This is a genomic window from Streptomyces sp. NPDC031479, assembly GCF_055581065.1.
The window spans coordinates 169,652-187,827 of record NZ_JBVIKC010000014.1 but is presented as its reverse complement, the minus strand read 5'-3'; the positions used below and the strand labels follow the sequence as shown (position 1 = coordinate 187,827).

Annotated in this window: 18 protein-coding genes and 1 tRNA gene; 12 read left to right on the top strand and 7 right to left on the bottom strand. The window is 72.3% G+C overall.

Annotation, left to right across the window (positions count from 1 at the left end; all coding sequences use genetic code 11):
* Nucleotides 1-39: 39 nt before the first annotated feature.
* Both ACZ5D2_RS18345 and ACZ5D2_RS18340 read left to right on the top strand, forming a co-directional pair.
* Nucleotides 40-471 carry a hypothetical protein gene (locus ACZ5D2_RS18345; protein ID WP_468930451.1) on the top strand — a complete coding sequence of 144 codons (432 nt, stop codon included), beginning with the start codon at nucleotides 40-42 and terminating at the stop codon, nucleotides 469-471.
* Between the two features lie 37 nt (nucleotides 472-508).
* Nucleotides 509-748, top strand: a complete 240-nt coding sequence (locus ACZ5D2_RS18340; RefSeq protein ID WP_371678155.1) for a hypothetical protein — start codon at nucleotides 509-511, stop codon at nucleotides 746-748.
* Between the two features lie 13 nt (nucleotides 749-761).
* Here ACZ5D2_RS18340 and ACZ5D2_RS18335 read toward each other — a convergent pair whose 3' ends face one another.
* Nucleotides 762-1,211, bottom strand: a complete 450-nt coding sequence (locus tag ACZ5D2_RS18335) for a large conductance mechanosensitive channel protein MscL (protein WP_468930448.1) — start codon at nucleotides 1,209-1,211, stop codon at nucleotides 762-764.
* A 174-nt stretch (nucleotides 1,212-1,385) separates the two neighbouring features.
* Nucleotides 1,386-1,928 (bottom strand): hypothetical protein, encoded by a 543-nt coding sequence (locus tag ACZ5D2_RS18330; RefSeq protein WP_468930392.1) that lies wholly within the window; start codon nucleotides 1,926-1,928, stop codon nucleotides 1,386-1,388.
* A gap of 196 nt (nucleotides 1,929-2,124) precedes the next feature.
* Here ACZ5D2_RS18330 and ACZ5D2_RS18325 point away from each other — a divergent pair, with 196 nt between their 5' ends.
* Nucleotides 2,125-2,487, top strand: coding sequence for a DUF6086 family protein (locus ACZ5D2_RS18325; protein ID WP_371678157.1), 363 nt, complete (start codon nucleotides 2,125-2,127; stop codon nucleotides 2,485-2,487).
* A 77-nt stretch (nucleotides 2,488-2,564) separates the two neighbouring features.
* Here ACZ5D2_RS18325 and ACZ5D2_RS18320 read toward each other — a convergent pair whose 3' ends face one another.
* The 4 genes from ACZ5D2_RS18320 to ACZ5D2_RS18305 form a co-directional block, all read right to left on the bottom strand.
* Nucleotides 2,565-3,398, bottom strand: coding sequence for an S-methyl-5'-thioadenosine phosphorylase (locus ACZ5D2_RS18320; protein WP_468930388.1), 834 nt, complete (start codon nucleotides 3,396-3,398; stop codon nucleotides 2,565-2,567).
* Nucleotides 3,399-3,482: 84 nt separating this feature from the next.
* Complete coding sequence (locus ACZ5D2_RS18315) at nucleotides 3,483-3,800, bottom strand: FmdB family zinc ribbon protein (protein ID WP_468930385.1); 318 nt, start codon at nucleotides 3,798-3,800, stop codon at nucleotides 3,483-3,485.
* 67 nt (nucleotides 3,801-3,867) lie between these two features.
* The gene (locus tag ACZ5D2_RS18310; RefSeq protein WP_371678161.1) at nucleotides 3,868-5,211 is read right to left on the bottom strand and encodes an MFS transporter; all 1,344 of its coding nucleotides are present in this window, start codon (nucleotides 5,209-5,211) and stop codon (nucleotides 3,868-3,870) included.
* Between the two features lie 547 nt (nucleotides 5,212-5,758).
* Nucleotides 5,759-7,219 carry a potassium/proton antiporter gene (locus ACZ5D2_RS18305; protein ID WP_371678162.1) on the bottom strand — a complete coding sequence of 487 codons (1,461 nt, stop codon included), beginning with the start codon at nucleotides 7,217-7,219 and terminating at the stop codon, nucleotides 5,759-5,761.
* A gap of 289 nt (nucleotides 7,220-7,508) precedes the next feature.
* On the opposite strand from ACZ5D2_RS18305, the gene ACZ5D2_RS18300 reads away from it, so the two are divergent.
* Nucleotides 7,509-10,409: a penicillin acylase family protein gene (locus tag ACZ5D2_RS18300; RefSeq protein ID WP_468930380.1), complete on the top strand. Its 2,901-nt coding sequence runs from the start codon at nucleotides 7,509-7,511 to the stop codon at nucleotides 10,407-10,409.
* 37 nt (nucleotides 10,410-10,446) lie between these two features.
* On the opposite strand, the gene ACZ5D2_RS18295 is transcribed toward ACZ5D2_RS18300, so the two are convergent.
* Complete coding sequence (locus ACZ5D2_RS18295; protein WP_371678164.1) at nucleotides 10,447-11,088, bottom strand: 5-formyltetrahydrofolate cyclo-ligase; 642 nt, start codon at nucleotides 11,086-11,088, stop codon at nucleotides 10,447-10,449.
* 51 nt (nucleotides 11,089-11,139) lie between these two features.
* Between ACZ5D2_RS18295 and galU the strand changes: the two genes are divergently transcribed.
* From galU to ACZ5D2_RS18255, 8 genes are all read left to right on the top strand, one after another.
* A complete protein-coding gene (galU, locus tag ACZ5D2_RS18290) occupies nucleotides 11,140-12,042 on the top strand; it encodes a UTP--glucose-1-phosphate uridylyltransferase GalU (RefSeq protein WP_371678166.1) in 903 nt (300 codons plus the stop codon).
* A 4-nt stretch (nucleotides 12,043-12,046) separates the two neighbouring features.
* Nucleotides 12,047-13,387: a molybdotransferase-like divisome protein Glp gene (glp, locus tag ACZ5D2_RS18285; protein ID WP_371678167.1), complete on the top strand. Its 1,341-nt coding sequence runs from the start codon at nucleotides 12,047-12,049 to the stop codon at nucleotides 13,385-13,387.
* An 82-nt stretch (nucleotides 13,388-13,469) separates the two neighbouring features.
* Nucleotides 13,470-13,949, top strand: coding sequence for a cyclic pyranopterin monophosphate synthase MoaC (moaC, locus tag ACZ5D2_RS18280; RefSeq protein ID WP_266839546.1), 480 nt, complete (start codon nucleotides 13,470-13,472; stop codon nucleotides 13,947-13,949).
* Nucleotides 13,950-14,077: 128 nt separating this feature from the next.
* A complete protein-coding gene (locus tag ACZ5D2_RS18275; RefSeq protein ID WP_266841709.1) occupies nucleotides 14,078-14,569 on the top strand; it encodes a MogA/MoaB family molybdenum cofactor biosynthesis protein in 492 nt (163 codons plus the stop codon).
* Nucleotides 14,570-14,586: 17 nt separating this feature from the next.
* Entirely contained in the window at nucleotides 14,587-15,216 is a 630-nt protein-coding gene (locus tag ACZ5D2_RS18270; protein WP_371678168.1) for a GNAT family N-acetyltransferase, read from the top strand.
* A 145-nt stretch (nucleotides 15,217-15,361) separates the two neighbouring features.
* The gene (gene sepX / locus ACZ5D2_RS18265) at nucleotides 15,362-16,405 is read left to right on the top strand and encodes a divisome protein SepX/GlpR (RefSeq protein ID WP_371678169.1); all 1,044 of its coding nucleotides are present in this window, start codon (nucleotides 15,362-15,364) and stop codon (nucleotides 16,403-16,405) included.
* Between the two features lie 74 nt (nucleotides 16,406-16,479).
* A tRNA-Ala gene (locus ACZ5D2_RS18260) sits at nucleotides 16,480-16,553 on the top strand.
* A gap of 221 nt (nucleotides 16,554-16,774) precedes the next feature.
* Nucleotides 16,775-18,100 (top strand): CoA transferase, encoded by a 1,326-nt coding sequence (locus ACZ5D2_RS18255; RefSeq protein ID WP_468930372.1) that lies wholly within the window; start codon nucleotides 16,775-16,777, stop codon nucleotides 18,098-18,100.
* Nucleotides 18,101-18,176: the final 76 nt, after the last annotated feature.

The window sequence follows — 18,176 nt, the reverse complement described above, 5'->3', positions numbered from 1 at the left end:
GCCGGCGGCTGGCTCTCCGACCGGATGGGCGGCGCCAGGGTGACCATGCTGTCCTTCGTCGGCATGGCCGCCTCCCTGGTGGTCGTGATCTTCGCGCTTCCCCCGGGGAGCGACCAGGGCAGCTTCTGGGCCTTCTTCATCGGCTTCCTGGCGGCCTTCGCCTTCTCCGGACTGGGCAACGGATCCACCTTCCGGCAGATCCCGGTGATCTTCCGGGACCAGCACATGCGCCAAGCCGAGGGCCAGGGCCCCGAGGCGCAGTCGGCCGCGCTGAAGCAGTCCGAGACGGAGGCGGGCGCCGTCACCGGCTTCTCCTCCGCCATCGCCGCCTACGGCTTCTTCTTCATCCCCGCGATGTTCGCCGCCATGGCCGTCACCAACGCGCTGTGGATCTTCATCGGGTTCTACGCGACCTGCCTCGCCGTGTGCTGGTGGTTCTACGCCCGCAAGGGCGCCGAGGCTCCCAGCTGAACCGGGCGGGCGCCGGGGGCCGCCGTACCCTGGACGCATGAGCACCTCCGCCGCCCCCGACCCGCTGCCCGAGTCCACCGCGACGCCTCCGCCCGCACCGGCACCGGCGTCCTCGACGCCGGCTCCCAAGCCGCGCCCCCGGCTGGTCTTCGACGACCCGCTGGACCGGCAGTCGTCCGACGACACCGACCGCGGCTGGGGCGAGCGGCCGCCCACCGGCGGAAGCGCGGCCGACCTGGCCCGATTCCTCGACGAGAAGCCCCCGCACCACATCTGATCCGCCCGAGCGGTCAGAAGACGTCCCGCGCCCCCGGAGCCTGGCCGCTGCCACCGTTCGAGCTCCGCTGCGCCACCAGGGTGTCGCGGATCTCCTTGAGGACCTCCAGCTCGGTGATCTCCATGGTCTCCTTCACCCCCTCCTTGGCCTTGCGGCGCGCCTCCTGCCGGGCGAGGTACTTCGCCATCGGCAGGACCATCAGGAAGTAGACGACCGCCGCGGTGATCAGGAAGGTCAGTGCGGCGTTGAGGACCGACCCCCACAGGATGTTGACGCCGGTCGGCTCGCCCTTCGCGTTGATGCCACAGGGATCCTTCAGGCACGAGGTGTAGACATCCAGGCTTTTGGTGCCGATGGCGCCCACGAGCGGGCTGATGATGCCCTTCACGATCGAGTTCACGATGTTCGTGAACGCGGCGCCGATGACCACGGCCACCGCCAGGTCCACCACGTTGCCGCGCATCAGGAAGGCCTTGAAGCCCGCCAGCACGCTCTCCTTCTTCTTCTCGCCCACCACTGAGCCTTTCTCTCGAACCGCTGAATACGGAGTCAACTGTTCCGAAAGTTACGGCAGTCCGAGCCCGCAGTGTCCAATCGGGCCCCACATCAAGGTGACTTGACTGGGCGTACGTGCGAATCAGCACAACGTCACCGCCAGCCGTGCCACCGTGCCAGCGCCCACCAGGGCCCGAGCGGTGTCCCGGGGGACGGACAGCACCACCAGCGCGCCGCCGTCCCCGATGCCCTTCTCCGGCTCGGGCACCTCGGCGACCCGGGCTCCGGCCGCCACCACACGGGGCGGCCCGGTGCGCTCCGCCGCGACCACGTCCACCAGGTCCCCGGGGCGCAGCAGCCGCACCGTCGCCGCGTCCGCGATGCGCACGGGCGCCGACACCAGGCGTACCACCGCCGCCGGCGGTTTCGCCACGGGCGGGGCCGCGCCCCGGGAGGCTCGGGCCTGCGCCCCGCCCACTGCCAGGGCTGCCGCCACGACGGCCAGCCCGGCCGCGGTGGCCCGCCTGCGCCGCCGCACCGCACGACGCAGCCGGCCCCCGGCCCTGCCCACGCGGAGCGGGGGGAACGGGGGAACGGGGCGCGACGGGGGACACGCAGAGGGAGAGGGGACGGGGGAGGGGGAGGAGGGCGAACAGGGGGAACAGGAAGAAGAGGTCCTGGACATGGTGGGCACCGCCGAGCCGATCGGGATCCGTGTCCGGGTCCAGCGCCCGGACCCCCTCACGATCCGCCGTTCCGCCCGATGCCGCGCCGGCCTGTGGACGGTCCCCAGGTTGTGGACAACCCCGTCACCCTCGCGGGCGGCCCCCGCGCCCGCCCCCGACGGCGGAGCGGCAGCCCCCGCACGCGATCATCGACGGATGAGCCAGTACTACAACATGGCCGACGAGGTGCTCTGGAACCCGGCGACAGGAGTGTCCCGGCTCTTCCTCGCGCAGGTGGCCGTCTTCGAGCGGGAACTGGGGATCCCCTCCGGGATCGGTCCCATGGAGGCCGACGACAGCGAGGTCGACCCCGTGGGGCTCGCCCGCTTCGCGGAGGAACTCGTGGACCGGTACCTGCGCGGGAGCCATCCCGTCGCCGCCGCGCTGTCCGAAGGGTTCACCGCTGTCGTCGCGGCCTTGGCCGCGAGTGCCCGGATCCCCCTCGACCTGGGGGAGGGGGACCGGGCGGACCGGCTCCGCGAGCTCGTCCGCGGGGTGCGGCCGGCCGTGCGCGGCTGAGCCGGACGGGCGGGCGAAGGCGGCCGGAGGAAGGCGGCCGGAGGAAGGCGCGGTCGCTGTCGGGGTGGTGAGCGCGGCTAAGGGAGCTCGATGCCGAGGTCCCAGCCGTCGTGGGCGTGGGTGCACAGGCAGGAGCGGGACGCGGTCGGCGGGAGGGCCGCGACGGCGTCGAAGAGGACCTCCCGCAGCCGGCCGACGTTCTCGCCGAACACCTTGAGGACCTCCGCGTGGGAGACGCCCTCACCCGTTTCGGCACCCGCGTCCAGGTCGGTGACCAGGGCCATCGAGGTGTAGCAGAGTCCCAGTTCGCGGGCGAGGACCGCCTCCGGGTGCCCGGTCATGCCGACCACCGACCAGCCCGCCGCCGCGTGCCAGCGCGATTCCGCCCGCGTGGAGAAGCGGGGCCCCTCTATGACGACCATCGTGCCGCCGTCCACCGGCTCCCAGCCGCGTCCCCGCGCCGCTTCGAGCGCCACCGTGCGCCCGACCGGGCAGTACGGGTCGGCGAAGGTCGTGTGCACGACGTTGGGGATGCTGCCGTCCGGCAGCGGCTCCCCGTCGAAGAAGGTCTGGGCGCGGGACTTCGTACGGTCGACCAGCTGGTCCGGGACGAGCAGCGTGCCCGGCCCGTACTCGGCCCGCAGGCCGCCCACGGCGCACGGGCCCAGCACCTGCCGGACGCCGACCGAGCGCAGCGCCCACAGGTTGGCCCGGTAGTTGATCTTGTGCGGGGGCACGGTGTGGCTGCGCCCGTGCCGGGGCAGGAAGGCGACCTGTCGCCCGGCCAGCTCGCCCAGGTACAGGGAGTCGCTGGGGGGCCCGTACGGGGTCTCCACCTGGATCTCCGAGACGTCGTCCAGGAAGGAGTAGAAGCCCGAGCCGCCGATGACACCGATCTCTGCGTTGACCATGGCGCCACCCTAACCGGGTACGCGCAAGGCCCCGCCGCCCAGGAGGGCGAGCGGGGCCTTACGGAAAAAAGGAAGGCGTACGGGTCAGGCGGCAGACGTGGAGCCGGCGCTGCTGCCGGTGCCGGACGACGACGTCGAGGAGGACGAAGCGGCGGCAGGCGCTGCGGTGCTCGTCGTCGAGGACGAGGACGAGGGCTTCGAGGCGGGCGTGCTGCTCGACGAAGCGCCACGGCTGTCGTTCCGGTAGAAACCGGAACCCTTGAAGACGATGCCGACCGCGGAGAACACCTTCTTCAGGCGTCCGTCGCAGCTCGGGCACACGGTCAGTGCGTCATCGGTGAACTTCTGCACGGCCTCAAGGCCCTCACCGCACTCGGTGCACTGGTACTGGTAGGTCGGCACGAATTTCCTCCTGGCACTCTGACTCAATGAGTGCTAACGACGCTCCATGGTGACGTATTCCGGCGGATCAGTCCACCGTCACAGGCTGGCGGTGACCGATGCCACGCTCGTCCACCCGGTTACGGGCGGCCGGCGCGGGGGTCGCCGCGGCGGCGGGAGCGGACGCGTTCACGATCCGGCTCGCGGCCGCGGGCGCCAGCTTCGCCCGCAGGGCCAGCAGGGTGACCAGCGCGAGCGCGGTCGCCACCAGCGGCACCAGGAAGCCGTACGAGGACCCGTGCGCGTCCGTCAGCCGGCCGGCCAGGGTCACGGCGCCGGCCTGGCCGAAGGCGACCGCGCCGGTCAGCCAGGTGAAGGCCTCGGTGCGCGAGGCGGCCGGGATCAGCTGCTCGATCATGGTGTAGCCGGTGATCAGCGCAGGGGCGATGCACAGGCCGACGACCAGGCCGAGGGCGCCCAGCAGGATCATCGAGTGGGCGGCCCACAGGACGGACGCGGCGGCGGTGAGACCGATGTAGCCGAGGATCAGGCGGCGGCGCGGGCCGATCTTCCAGGCGATGGCGCCCATGGCGATGCCGGCGGTCATGTTGCCGGCCGCGAAGATCCCGTACAGCAGGCCGTTGGCGCCCGGGTTGCCGATCTCGTTGGAGAAGGCGGCGAGCGAGACCTGCATGCCGCCGAAGACGGCGCCGATGCCGATGAAGGCGACGATCAGGACGCGCAGGCCCGGGAAGGACAGGGCGGAGGCGTGCTCCTGGCCGCCGGCCGGGACCGGGGCCGGCTTCGGCTCCGTGGCGCGCTGCGCGGCGAAGAAGAGGCCGCCGAGCAGGGTCAGGGCGGCCTCGGTGGCCAGACCGGCCGCCGGGTGGATGCCGGTGCACAGGGCGGTGGCGAGCACGGGTCCGACGACGAAGGTGAACTCGTCGGTGACGGACTCGAACGCGGCCGCGGTCGGCAGCAGCGGGGATCCTTCTAGCTTGGCCGCCCAGCGGGAGCGGACCATGGGCCCGACCTGCGGGACGGATGCGCCGGCCGGGACGGCGGCCAGCGCGAGCGCCCACAGCGGGGCGCCGAGGAGGGCCAGCGCGGTCAGAGCGGAGACAGCGGCGGCGTGGACGAGGACGACCGGCACGAGGACGGCGCTCTGGCCGCGGCGGTCGGTGAACTTGCCCATGACCGGTGCGAAGAGGGCCATGGAGACGCCGGTGACGGCGGCGACGATGCCGGCGTCGCCGTAAGAGCCGGTGGCGTGCTGGACGAGCAGCAGGATGCTGATCGTCAGCATGCCGAACGGCAGACGGGCGGCGAAGCCGGGGAGGACGAAGCCGAGGGCGCCGGGCGTGCGCAGAAGCTGCCCGTAGCCGGGTCGGGTGGACGTGGCGGACTTGTCGGTCGTGACCGCGGATGTCACGGCCTGGCCTTTCCGCTGCCTGGTAGAGCGTCCCCGTCTGCGGACGGTGAGCCGCCTTGTGAGCGACCGCACCCGTACATGTGGGAGCCCCGAGAGCTGTCCTCTTGCGCAGAACCGAGTGATACCTGGGCGCCCACTGCGGGAGGGTGCCACGGCCGCTTTGCGGTCGCGCCAGCTCTGCGTCAGGCAGAGTTGGTTCGATCTGGTGTGCCTTCATCGTACAGGGGAATCCGCTACCACGCCCTGTGATTTCTCTGGCAACTCGTGTCTTCACCTGGGATTAACTGGAGCTTCGCATTCCAGCACCCATGAAATGGGCGTGAAGGAGGTCATACACCACTGAAATCGGCCAGTTTAGAGCAACGCTCTATAGCGGAGTGTTCACCTTGACCACCCCTGTGTCACCCTCCGTCACCGAGAATCGCCGCCGGCCCACCGCGGGTGACCGCGTGCCCGGCAGCCGGGGAATGTCGACAATCGCGGACGAGCGTCGGTGGGCGTCGAGAGCTCGAAGAGTGCCGACGGACGCTGCGGCCGTCGGCCGCCCTCACAGTGACGTTCCGCCCCCGGTGCCCAGCCACCCCGCCAGCTTGCCGCCGCGCGCCACCGCCCGCAGCCGGGCCTCCGCCGCGTCGCGAACCGGATCCGTGGCCACCACCAGCAGTTCGTCCCCGCGCCGCAGCACGGTCGACGGCGCCGGTACGAAGCTCTTCGCGTCCCGGACCACCAGCGTCACCGACGCCCCCGCCGGCAGCCGCAGCTCGCTGACCTCCACCCCGTGCATGCGCGAGGCGGGCGGGATCGCGAAGGACAGCAGATGCCCGCGCAGTTTCTCCAGCGGCGCCGACTCGATCCCGAGGTCGGCCGCGGCCTCGTCCGTATCGCCGAGCTTCAGCTTGAGCGCCAGCCACGGCAGGGTCGGGCCCTGGACCAGGGTGTAGACGACGACGAGCACGAAGACGATGTTGAAGACCCGGTCACTGCCCTCGATGCCGGTCACCATCGGGATGGTCGCCAGGATGATGGGGACGGCGCCGCGCAGGCCCGCCCACGACATCAGGGCCTGCTCCTGCCACGGGATCCGGAAGGGCAGCAGGCTGACGAACACCTCCAGAGGTCGCGCCACCATCGTCAGCACCAGTCCGATGATCACCGCGGGCCAGAAGTCGTTCACCAGCTCGTGCGGGGTGACCAGCAGGCCCAGCAGCACGAACATGCCGATCTGTGCGATCCAGCCGAGCCCGTCCGCGAACCCGCGAGTGGCCGGCCAGTGCGGCAGCTTCGCGTTCCCGAGCACCATGGCCGCCAGGTACACCGCCAGGAAGCCGGAGCCGTGCGCCATCGCGCCGGCGGCGTACGCCGCCACGGCTATCGCCATCACGGCGATCGGGTACAGACCGGAGGCCGGCAGCGCCACGTGCCGCAGTCCGTACGCTCCCACGAAACCCACCGTCAGGCCGATCGCGGCGCCGATGGCCAGCTCCAGCGCGATCTTGCAGAGCAGGATGTACCCGTCGTCCACCGGTCCGACCGTCGCGAAGGCCACCACCAGGATGACGACGGGAGCGTCGTTGAAGCCGGACTCGGCCTCCAGCACGCCCGTGACCCGCGACGGGAGGGGGACCTTGCGCAGAACGGAGAAGACGGCCGCCGCGTCGGTCGAGGAGACGACCGCGCCGATCAGCAGGGCCTGCCGCCACTCCAGCCCGACCAGGTAGTGCGCACCCGCCGCCGTGACGCCCACGCTGACCGCGACGCCGACCAGCGACAGTACGATCGCGGCCGGCAGTGCGGGTTTGATCTCTTTCCACTTGGTGCCCAGACCACCCTCGGCGAGGATCACGACGAGTGCGGCGTAACCGATGACCTGCGTCAGCTCGGCATTGTCGAATACGACGTTGCCGATGCCGTCCTGGCCTATCGCTATGCCTATGCCGAGGTAGATGAGCAGGCTGGGGAGGCCGCTGCGTGAGGAGATGCGTACCGCCGCTACCGCGACGAGCAGCACGAGCGAGCAGACCAGCAGGAGCTCGTTGAGCGTGTGGACAGTCAGCGGGCGGCCCTTTCCTCAGCGCGCCTGACGGAGCGGCGGATCGTTCCTTCCGGAGGCGCGTCCGGCAAGTTACTTCGTTACCTTACCTAATCTTTGACGATTTCTTGACGCGATAGTCACATTGTGAAACGCCTGTTCGGCCCTGTCCTCATGAGCTCGACCCCTGGCGGATCAACGGACAGGGTCCTGCGCCTATGGTTGCTCCCAGCAATCCCAGGACCACCCTGCCCCTCTAAGGACAGCGATGCCCGCCAATGAATCCGGACCTTCCGTCAAGAAGAAGGGACGACGCGCACGCCTGCTCGTGCTCGTCTTGGTCCTGGTGCTCTTGGCGGCAATCGGCTACGGCGCGTACTGGAGCGTGGACACCGTGCGCGCCTCCTTCCCGCAGACCACCGGCTCCCTCAAGGTCCCCGGTCTGACCGGGACCGTCGACGTCAAGCGCGACGAGCACGGGATTCCGCAGCTCTACGCCGACAACGACGAGGACCTCTTCCGCGCACAGGGCTTCGTCCACGCGCAGGACCGGTTCTGGGAGATGGACGTACGCCGTCACATGACCTCCGGCCGGCTCTCCGAGATGTTCGGGTCCGGCCAGGTGGAGACCGACGCCTTCCTGCGCACGCTGGGCTGGCGCCAGGTCGCCCAGGCCGAGTACGACACCAAGCTCTCGCCGGAAACCAAGAAGTACCTCCAGGCCTACGCCGACGGGGTCAACGCGTACCTGAAGGGGAAGTCCGGCAAGGACCTCTCCGTCGAGCACGCCGCCCTCAAGCTGACCGACGACTACAAGCCGGAGCAGTGGACGCCGGTGGACTCGGTGGCCTGGCTCAAGGCCATGGCCTGGGACCTGCGCGGCAACATGCAGGACGAGATCGACCGCTCGCTGATGGCGAACACGCTCTCGCAGGCCCAGATCGACGAGCTCTACCCGCCGTACCCCTTCGACCGGAACAAGCCGATCGTCGAGGGCGGCACGGTCGCGGGCGGCAAGTACGTCCCCCAGGGAACCCCGGGCGCCGGCTCGACCGGCACCGGAACGGGTACCGGCACCGGAACGGGAACCGGCTCGACCGGCACCGGAGCGGGTACGGGCACTGGCCCGGGTACGGGTACCGGTTCGACCGGCACCGGCACCGGTACCGGCTCGCAGGCCACCCCCAACGGCGGCAGCACCGGCCTCGCCGGCAACGCCACCGCCCAGGGCGCCACGGTCGGCCTGCGCACGCAGCTGACCTCGCTCTCCAAGACCCTGGACGAGATCCCGGCCATCCTCGGCCCCAACGGCAGCGGCATCGGATCCAACTCCTGGGTCATCGGTGGCAAGTACACGACGACCGGCAAGCCGCTCCTCGCGAACGACCCGCACCTCTCCCCGCAGCTGCCCTCGGTCTGGTACCAGATGGGTCTGCACTGCCGCGCCGCCTCGCCCCAGTGCCAGTACGACGTGGCCGGCTACACCTTCTCGGGCATGCCCGGCGTGGTCATCGGCCACAACGCCGACATCGCCTGGGGCATGACCAACCTCGGCGCCGACGTGACCGACCTCTACCTGGAGCAGGTCAAGCCCGACGGCTACGTCTACGACAACAAGGTGCTCCCCTTCACCACCCGTGAAGAGGTCATCAAGGTCGCGGGCGGCAAGAGCAAGAAGATCACCGTCCGTACCACCAACAACGGACCGCTGATCTCCGACCGCAGCGACGAGCTGGAGACCGTGGGCGTACGCGCCCCCGTCCCCACCTCCGCCCCCGACCGCGGCAACGGCTACGCCGTCGCCCTGCGCTGGACCGCCCTGGACCCCGGCAAGTCGATGGACGCGGTGTTCAAGATCGACCGCGCCAAGGACTTCGCCAGCTTCCGGGCGGCCGCGGCCGACTTCGAGGTCCCCTCGCAGAACCTGATCTACGCCGACAACAAGGGCGCCAACGGCAACATCGGCTACCAGGCCCCGGGCCGCATCCCGATCCGCACCCAGGGCGACGGCCGCATGCCGGCCCCCGGCTGGGACCCGAAGTTCGCCTGGAAGGGCGGCAAGGACGGCAACGCGGGCTACATCCCGCAGAACGAGATGCCCTGGGAGCTCAACCCGGCCCGCGGCTACATCGTCACCGCCAACCAGGCCGTCACCGAGACCGGCGCCGGCAAGTACCCGTACGTGCTGACCACGGACTGGGGCTACGGCGCCCGCAGCCAGCGGATCAACGACCTCATCGAGGCGAAGATCAAGGACAGCGGCAAGATCTCGACCGACGACATGCGCACCATGCAGATGGACAACAGCAGCGAGATCGCCGCGCTGCTGACCCCGATGCTGGCCAAGATCCAGGTCTCGGACCCGGACGTGCGCTCGGCGCAGAAGCTGCTCGAAGGCTGGAACTACACGCAGGAGAACGACTCGGCGGCGGCCGCGTACTTCAACGCGGTCTGGCGCAACATCCTCAAGCTGGCCTTCGGCGACAAGATGCCCAAGGAGCTGCGGATCGAGGGCAGCTGCGCCAACGTCCAGGAGAGCGGCGGTCCCAACGACGACCTCACCAAGACGGTCCGCGAGTGCGGCACCCGCGGCCCCGACTCGGCGCAGCCGGACGGCGGCGACCGGTGGTTCGAGGTGGTGCGCCGCCTGGTCAAGGACGAGAAGTCGCCCTGGTGGTCCTCGCCCAAGACGCTCACCAAGCCGGCGACGACCACCCGTGACCAGCTCTTCGCCCGCGCCATGAACGACGCGCGCTGGGAGCTGACGGCCAAGCTCGGCAAGGACCAGTCGACCTGGAGCTGGGGCCGGCTGCACCAGCTGAACCTGAAGAACCAGACGATCGGCACCGAGGGCCCCGGCTTCATGCGGTGGCTCCTCAACCGCGGCCCGTGGAACCTGGGCGGCGGCGAGGCCACCGTCAACGCGACCGGCTGGAACGCCTCCAGCGGGTACGGGGTCACCTGGGTGCCGTCGATGCGGATGGTCGTGAACCTCAACGACCTGGACAAGTCCCGCTGGATCAACCTGACCGGCGCCTCGGGGCACGCGTACGACTCCACGTACACGGACCAGACGACGATGTGGGCCAAGGGCGAACTGCTGGAGTGGCCCTTCGGCAAGGAGGCTGTCGACAAGTCGACCGTCGACACGCTGACGCTGAAGCCGTGACGTCGAAGCCGTGACGCCGAAGCCGTAAGCCGAGGCCTCAGAAGCGCACCACCCCCGACGGGGTGGCGACCGCCTGGACGGGGTGGTCGTGCGGTTCCTCCGGGACCCGCGCGACCACCTCTTCGTCGTAGAGGAGCACCACCAGCGCCGGGTGGGTCCCGGCGCGTTCCAGCCGGGCCAGCACCCGGTCGTAGGAGCCCCCGCCGCGGCCGAGCCGCATTCCGCGCCCGTCGACCGCCAGACCGGGCAGCAGGACGGCGTCGGCGGCCGTGACGGCCTCCGGGCCCAGTGCCGGCCCGGAGGGTTCCAGCAGGCGCATCTTCCCCGGGTGCGCGGCCTCGGCGAGGCTGCCGGGGCCCTCGTAGGCTGCCCAGTCGAGGTCGTTGTCGGGCAGCAGCAGGGGCAGCAGCACCCGCTTGCCGGCCGCCCGCAGCGCGTCGAGCAGCTCGTGGGTGCCGGGTTCCGCGCCGACCGAGACGTACGCGGCCACCGTGCGCGCACCGGCCAGTTCGGGCAGGGCGAGGGCGGAGCGGGCGAGTGCGCGGGCGGCCGTGCCGCGGGCCTCGGGGGACAGGGCGCGGCGGGCGGCGAGCAGTTGTCGCCGGAGGGCGGCCTTCTCGGGCGGTTGCTCCGTCACTATGAGGTCACATACCTTTCCTATAGGTGTATATCCGGACATAATTACCGGAATCTGGCTGGGTGTTCGGCACGACCCACTATCGTTCTGCCCATGACTCAGTCGCACCCCGTGATCAAGAAGGCCGTCATCCCGGCCGCGGGCCTCGGCACTCGGTTCCTCCCGGCGACCAAGGCGACCCCGAAGGAAATGCTCCCGGTCGTGGACAAGCCGGCCATCCAGTACGTGGTCGAGGAGGCCGTCTCGGCCGGCCTGGACGACGTCCTCATGATCACAGGACGTAACAAGCGGCCCCTCGAAGACCACTTCGACCGCAACTACGAGCTGGAGTCGGCCCTCATCGCCAAGGGCGACGACGACCGGCTGAAGAAGGTCCAGGAGTCCAGCGACCTGGCCACCATGCACTACGTCCGCCAGGGCGACCCGCGCGGCCTGGGACACGCCGTCCTCTGCGCCGAGCCGCACGTCGGCAGCGAGCCCTTCGCCGTCCTGCTCGGCGACGACCTCATCGACCCGCGCGACCCCCTCCTGCGCCAGATGGTCGACATCCACGCGCGCACCGGCGGCACCGTCATCGCGCTGATGGAGGTCGACCCGTCCAGCGTGCACCTCTACGGCTGCGCCGCCGTCGAGGCGACCGACGAGCCGGACGTCGTCCGCGTCACCGGACTCGTCGAGAAGCCGGACGCCTCCGAGGCCCCCAGCAACTTCGCGGTCATCGGACGGTATGTCCTCAACCCGGCGATCTTCGGCATACTGCGGGAGACCGAGCCGGGCCGCGGCGGGGAGATCCAGCTCACCGACGCCCTGCAGAAGCTGGCCGCCGACGAGAGCGTGGGCGGCCCGGTGCACGGCGTGGTCTTCCGCGGCCGCCGCTACGACACCGGGGACCGCGGGGACTACCTGCGGGCCATCGTGCGACTCGCGTGCGAACGTGAGGACCTGGGCCCGGAGTTCCGCACCTGGCTTCACCGTTACGTCACGGAGGAGATGTAGGAACGTGAGCAGTTCCGCACCGCAGGACACCGCACCGCACCGTCTGTGGTCGGTGGACGAGCACCTCGCGGACGTCCTCGCCGCCGTCCGGCCGCTGGAGCCCATCGAGCTCCAGCTGCTCGACGCCCAGGGCTGTGTCCTGGTCGAGGACGTCACCGTGCCCGTCGCCCTCCCGCCCTTCGACAACAGCTCCATGGACGGGTACGCCGTCCGTGTGGCCGACGTCCAGGGTGCGAGCGAGGAGTTCCCCGCGGTGCTCGCCGTCATCGGCGACGTCGCGGCGGGCAGCGGCGAACTGCCCACCGTCGGCCCCGGACAGGCCGCCCGCATCATGACCGGAGCCCCGCTGCCGCCCGGCGCCGAGGCCGTCGTGCCGGTCGAGTGGACCGACGGCGGCACGGGCGGCGGCGCCGCCGCCGGGATGACCCCGGCCAGCGCCGCGCCCGAGGGCGCGGGCGGCGAGGTGCGGGTGCACCGCGCCGCCGAGGCGCGGGCGCACGTGCGCTCGCGCGGGAGCGACGTACAGGCCGGCGACCTGGCCCTGGCCGCCGGCACCGTCCTCGGCCCCCCGCAGATCGCCCTGCTGGCCGCCATCGGCCGCGGCAGCGTACGGGTGCGGCCGCGCCCCCGGGTGGTGGTCCTGTCCACCGGCAGCGAGCTCGTCCAGCCGGGTGAGGCGCTGGCCGCCGGGACCATCTACGACTCCAACAGCTTCGCGCTCGCCGCCGCCGCCCGCGACGCCGGCGCCATCGCCTACCGGGTCGGCGCGGTCGCCGACGACGCCGAGACCCTGCGCGCCGTCATCGAGGACCAGCTGATCCGGGCCGACCTCCTCGTCACCACGGGCGGGGTCAGCGTCGGCGCGTACGACGTGGTCAAGGAGGCGCTGACCTCCGTCTCCGCGGGCGACGGGGCCGTGGAGGCGGGACGCGTCGACTTCCGCAAGCTCGCCATGCAGCCCGGCAAGCCGCAGGGCTTCGGCACGGTCGGCCCCGACCACACCCCGCTGCTGGCCCTCCCCGGCAACCCGGTGTCCTCCTACGTCTCCTTCGAGCTGTTCGTGCGTCCCGCCATCCGGGCGCTGATGGGCCTGCCCGCGTCCGAGGTCAGCCGGCCGAGCGTGCGCGCCGTGCTCAAGGCCGACCGGCCGATCGGCTCGCCGGCCGCCCGCCGCCAGTTCCTGCGCGGCGCCTACGACCCCGAGAGCGGGACGGTCAGCCCGGTCGGCGGATCGGGCTCCCACCTGATCGCGGCACTGGCGCACGCGGACTCGCTGATGGTGGTGCCGGAGGACGTCACCTCGGTGGAGCCGGGGGCCGAGATGGAAGTGATCCTGCTCGGCTGAGCGCCGCCCGGTGCGGGTAGCGTGTTGCACCACAGGCCCCAGGGCTCCAGGGGGCCCGGAGCGGGAGTGGCGGCACGCAGACATGAGTACGCAGAGCAGGCTGACGCACATCGACGAGGCCGGCGCGGCCCGGATGGTGGACGTTTCGGCGAAGGACGTGACCACCCGGACGGCCCGGGCCAGCGGACGCGTCCTCGTATCGCCCCGGGTGATCGAGCTGCTGCGCGGCGAGGGCGTGCCGAAGGGCGACGCCCTCGCCACCGCGCGGATCGCGGGGATCATGGGCGCCAAGAAGACCCCGGACCTGATCCCGCTGTGCCATCCGCTGGCCGTGTCCGGGGTGACGGTGGACCTGAGGGTCGCCGACGACGCCGTGGAGATCCTCGCCACCGTCAAGACCACCGACCGTACGGGCGTCGAGATGGAGGCGCTGACCGCGGTCGCGGTCGCCGGGCTCACCGTGATCGACATGGTGAAGGCCGTCGACAAGGGCGCGGTCATCACCGACGTCCGGGTGGAGGAGAAGACCGGCGGCAAGTCCGGCGACTGGACCCGCGCGTGAACGCCCCCCGCGGCGGCGAGGTCCACAGCCACAGCCACAGCCACGGCCACGGCGACGCTCACGGCGGCACGGCCGGGGCCCCCGGGGCGGCGGCCCCGCCCGCCGCCGGGACCCCCGCACCGCGCGGGCTGGTGGTCACCGCCTCGAACCGCGCCTCCCGGGGCGTCTACGAGGACCGGGGCGGCCCCCTGCTCGCCGAGGCCCTGGAGCGGCTCGGCTTCGCCGTGGACGGCCCGCGCGTCGTCCCGGACGGCGACCCGGTGGAGCTGGCGCTGCGCGAGGGCGTGGCCGCCGGGTACGACGTCATCCTGACCACCGGCGGCACCGGCATCTCCCCGACCGACCGGACCCCGGACGCCACCGCGCGCGTGCTGGACTACGAGGTCCCGGGGATCCCGCAGGCCATCCGTGCCGAGGGCCTGGAGAAGGTGCCGACCGCCGCCCTGTCGCGGGGCCTGGCGGGCGTGGCGGGCCACACCCTGATCGTCAACCTGCCCGGCTCCACGGGCGGGGTGCGCGACGGCCTCGCGGTCCTGGCCCGGATCCTGCCGCACGCCGTGGACCAGCTCCGCGGCGGCGACCACCCCAGACCCGCGCCGACGCCCGGGAGCCCGAGCTGAACGGCCCCACCTGGCCGGTGGTGCTGGCGGACGGCGATGTCACGCTCCGGCCGATAAAGCTGCGGGACCAGCGCGCCTGGCGCGAGGTCAACCGGCGCAACCGCGACTGGCTGCGCCCCTGGGAGGCCACGATCCCGCCGCCCGCGCCGTGGGGGCCGGTCATCCAGCGGCCGACGTACCGGCAGATGGTCCGCCACCTGCGGGCGGAGGCCAACGCCGGCCGGATGCTGCCGTTCGTCATCGAGTACCGGGGACGGCTGGTCGGGCAGCTGACGGTCGCCGGGATCACCTGGGGGTCGATGTGCGCCGCCCACGTGGGCTACTGGGTGGACCGGGACGTGGCGGGCCGCGGGGTCATGCCGACGGCGGTCGCGCTGGCCGTCGACCACTGCTTCGGGAAGGTCGGGCTGCACCGGATCGAGGTGTGCATCCGGCCGGAGAACGTGCCGAGCCGGCGGGTCGTGGAGAAGCTCGGCTTCCGCGAGGAGGGGCTGAGGCCGCGCTACCTGCACATCGACGGCGCGTGGCGGGACCACCTGGTCTTCGCGCTGACGGCGGAGGAGGTGCCGGAGGGGCTGGTGCGCCGCTGGCACCGCACGCGCAAGCCGCCGCAGGGATCGCCGTCCGGGCCGCCCGAAATCAGGTAATCGCAAAAGCGTTCGAATTTCTGGCCGATTCACCCATAACCTGATCCGAAGAATCACAAAAAAAGTCCGTGATATCAGCCGGATCGTGCGACACACCGGCTCAATTGGCTGATCCCTTCGGCCGCACCCCTCTACGGTGTGGGGTGTGAGCAGCAGCGGCCTCATCTACGCAGTCATTGTCGGGGCCTGGGCCGCCTACTTGGTGCCCATGTGGCTCCGCAGGCAGGACGAGCTGAACGAAGCCCGTCCGACGGAACGCTTCTCCACTGCCATCCGGCTTCTTTCCGGCCGGGCGGGAATGGAGCGCCGTTATGCCAAGGGGCTGCGTGAGCGCGGTGAGGAACAGGCGGAGCCCCAGCCCCACGCGGACCCGGAAGCGGCGACGGAAACGGTGAATTCCGTGGACGCCGACGCCCGGGCCTTCGGCATGTCCCCGACCAGGACCGAGCCGAGAACGAGCGAGGCCGAGCGGGTCCGCCGGCAGCAGCGCCTCCAGGTGCTCGCGCGCCGCCGGCGCACCACCGCGCTCCTCTTCCTCGCCTTCAGCGGCGGGGCGATCGCCGCCGCCGTCTGCGGGCTGCGGTACCTGTGGGCCCCGGCCGTACCCGCCCTGCTGCTGAGCGCGTACATCGTGCACCTGCGGGTCCAGGAGCGGCGGCGCTACGAGTTCACGATGGACCGGCGCCGCGCCGAGGCGGCCGCGCGCCAGCTGCGCGAGAGCCGCCTGCGCCGCCGGCCCGCCGAGGAGGCCCCCGAGGCCGGTGCCGAACCGGACCCCGCGCCGCCGGTCTCCCCGCAGGAGGCCGGGCGGCGGGCCCTCGTCGAGCAGACCGACCACGCCGAGTGGGTGGACCAGCAGCGCGAGCGGGAGCGCGGACCGGCGCGCGGGGACAGCTGGGAGCCGGTGCCGGTCCCGCTGCCGACCTACGTGACCGCCCCCGTCGCCCCCCGCGCCACCGGCCCGACGGCCCCCGACGGCTGGAGCGCGACCCGCTCCAGCACCGCGGAGCCGACCGACCCGCGCCTGCGCGCCCAGCCGGCCCTCCCGAAGCCGGCGCCCGGCCCGGACCAGAAGACCCCGGACCAGAAGACCCCGTCCACCCCCCGCCCCCGGGGCCAGGGCCGGGGCCGCACCCCGCTCTTCGACCAGTACGAGGGCGAGGACCGGCCCCGCGCCGCCAACGAGTGACGGGGTGCGGGTGACCTGCGCGGAACGCGTTTTGGAGCACCCGCCCGGGGATGCTAATGTTTCACACGTCGCAAGGGCCTGTGGCGCAGTCTGGTAGCGCACCTCGTTCGCATCGAGGGGGTCTGGGGTTCAAATCCCCACAGGTCCACAGACGACAGTTCGCGGGTTGCTCCCGTGGGCGTCACGAAATCCCGTCCGGTCGAAAGACCGGGCGGGATTTCGGCGTTTGCGGGGCTGGCGGGAACCCGTTGCCGGTGACGCCGGTCGAAGGCCCGGTCACCCGCACCGTGTGGACGCTCGCTGTCGTCGGCCGGGCGCTGGCCGGTGAGCGCCCGATCTTCCGCCCCGTGCCGGGCCCACAATGGCCGGATGCGGAGTTTTGACGGTGCGACAGGGCAGGCGTGGGCGGCGCTCGGTGGGGTGGCCGACGAGGCGGAGCGGGTGCGGTACCGGGGGGCCGGCGGCTGGGAGGGGCCCTTGCCGGTACGGGAGTTGGCGCGGGCCTGCGTGGGGGTGTGCGGGCTCGCGGCGGCGGAGCTGGGCGCCGTACGGGCCGGGGGCACGGTCCGGGACGCGGAGCCGGTGGTGGTGGACGAGGGGGCCGTGGCGACCGCGTTCGTCAGCGAGAGGCACCTGCGGGTGGACGGCCGGGCGCCGGTCTCCTTCGCGCCGCTGTCCGGGTTCTGGCGGACCGCCGACGGATGGGTGCGGACCCACGCCAACTACCCCCACCACGAAGCCGCCCTGGTACGGGCCCTGGGTGTGCCCGCCACCCCGGAGGCGGTGCGCGGCGCGCTCGCGGCGCGTCGCGCCGTGGAGGTGCAGGAACTGGTCTGTGCCGAGGGCGGGCTGGCCGTCGCCGTGGCGCGGGAGTACGGGGAGCCGCTGCCGCTGGTGGAGACCGTACGGGGTGCCGGGCGGGGGCGGGTACTGGAGCCGGCGGCGCTGCCCGCGGCCGGGGTACGGGTGCTCGACCTGACCCGGGTCATCGCCGGACCGGTCGCCACCCGGACCCTCGGGGTGCTCGGAGCGGACGTGCTGCGGATCGACCCGCCCGGGCTGCCCGAGTCCGACGACGCGTACGCCGACACCGGGTTCGGGAAGCGGTCCGCGCTGCTGGACCTCGCGCGGGCGGACGGCCGGGCCGTGCTGGAAGGGCTGCTCGGCGAGGCCGACGTGGTGGTGTCCGGGTACCGGCCGGGGGCGCTGGAACGGTTCGGGCTGGGCGGTGGGGAACTGCTCGCCCGGTGGCCCGGCCTGGTGGTGGCGGAGCTGTGCGCGTGGGGGTGGAACGGGCCGTGGGCCGGCCGGCGCGGCTTCGACTCGCTGGTGCAGGCCGGGTACGGGATCGCCGCCGCGTGCGGTGAGGACGGCCGGCCGGGGGTCCTGCCGGCGCAGGCGCTGGACCACGGGACGGGGTACCTGATGGCGGCCGGCGTGCTGCGGGCGCTCGCGGAGGGCGGCGGGCGGCTGCTGCGGTTCTCCCTCGCGGGGACGGCGTCGTGGCTGGTCCGGGACGTGCCGAGGGACGAGGGCGAGGGCGAGGGCGGGGCGGCGGGATACACGGCGGAGCCGTGGCTGCGGGAGGCGGTGTCCGGGTACGGGGTGCTGCGGCACGCCGCCAGTCCCTTCGGGGAATGGGAGCGGGGGCCGTCGCGGTGGGGGACCGACACGGCCGAGTGGCTCCGCCGCTAGGGGCGGGCCCGGGGCGGGTACGGGGCGGGCCCGGGGCGGGGGTGCCGCTGCGCGGAGCCGGGCCCTGCCCCGCCCT

What these genes read in the sequence shown, in the direction of transcription:
- ACZ5D2_RS18340 (WP_371678155.1), top strand. Translation starts at nt 509, where the DNA reads ATGAGCACCTCCGCCGCCCCCGACCCGCTGCCCGAGTCCACCGCGACG.
- ACZ5D2_RS18335 (WP_468930448.1), bottom strand. Translation starts at nt 1,211, where the DNA reads ATGCGCGGCAACGTGGTGGACCTGGCGGTGGCCGTGGTCATCGGCGCC.
- ACZ5D2_RS18330 (WP_468930392.1), bottom strand. Translation starts at nt 1,928, where the DNA reads ATGTCCAGGACCTCTTCTTCCTGTTCCCCCTGTTCGCCCTCCTCCCCC.
- ACZ5D2_RS18325 (WP_371678157.1), top strand. Translation starts at nt 2,125, where the DNA reads ATGAGCCAGTACTACAACATGGCCGACGAGGTGCTCTGGAACCCGGCG.
- ACZ5D2_RS18320 (WP_468930388.1), bottom strand. Translation starts at nt 3,398, where the DNA reads ATGGTCAACGCAGAGATCGGTGTCATCGGCGGCTCGGGCTTCTACTCC.
- ACZ5D2_RS18300 (WP_468930380.1), top strand. Translation starts at nt 7,509, where the DNA reads ATGCCCGCCAATGAATCCGGACCTTCCGTCAAGAAGAAGGGACGACGC.
- ACZ5D2_RS18295 (WP_371678164.1), bottom strand. Translation starts at nt 11,088, where the DNA reads ATGTCCGGATATACACCTATAGGAAAGGTATGTGACCTCATAGTGACG.
- galU (WP_371678166.1), top strand. Translation starts at nt 11,140, where the DNA reads ATGACTCAGTCGCACCCCGTGATCAAGAAGGCCGTCATCCCGGCCGCG.
- moaC (WP_266839546.1), top strand. Translation starts at nt 13,470, where the DNA reads ATGAGTACGCAGAGCAGGCTGACGCACATCGACGAGGCCGGCGCGGCC.
- ACZ5D2_RS18255 (WP_468930372.1), top strand. Translation starts at nt 16,775, where the DNA reads ATGCGGAGTTTTGACGGTGCGACAGGGCAGGCGTGGGCGGCGCTCGGT.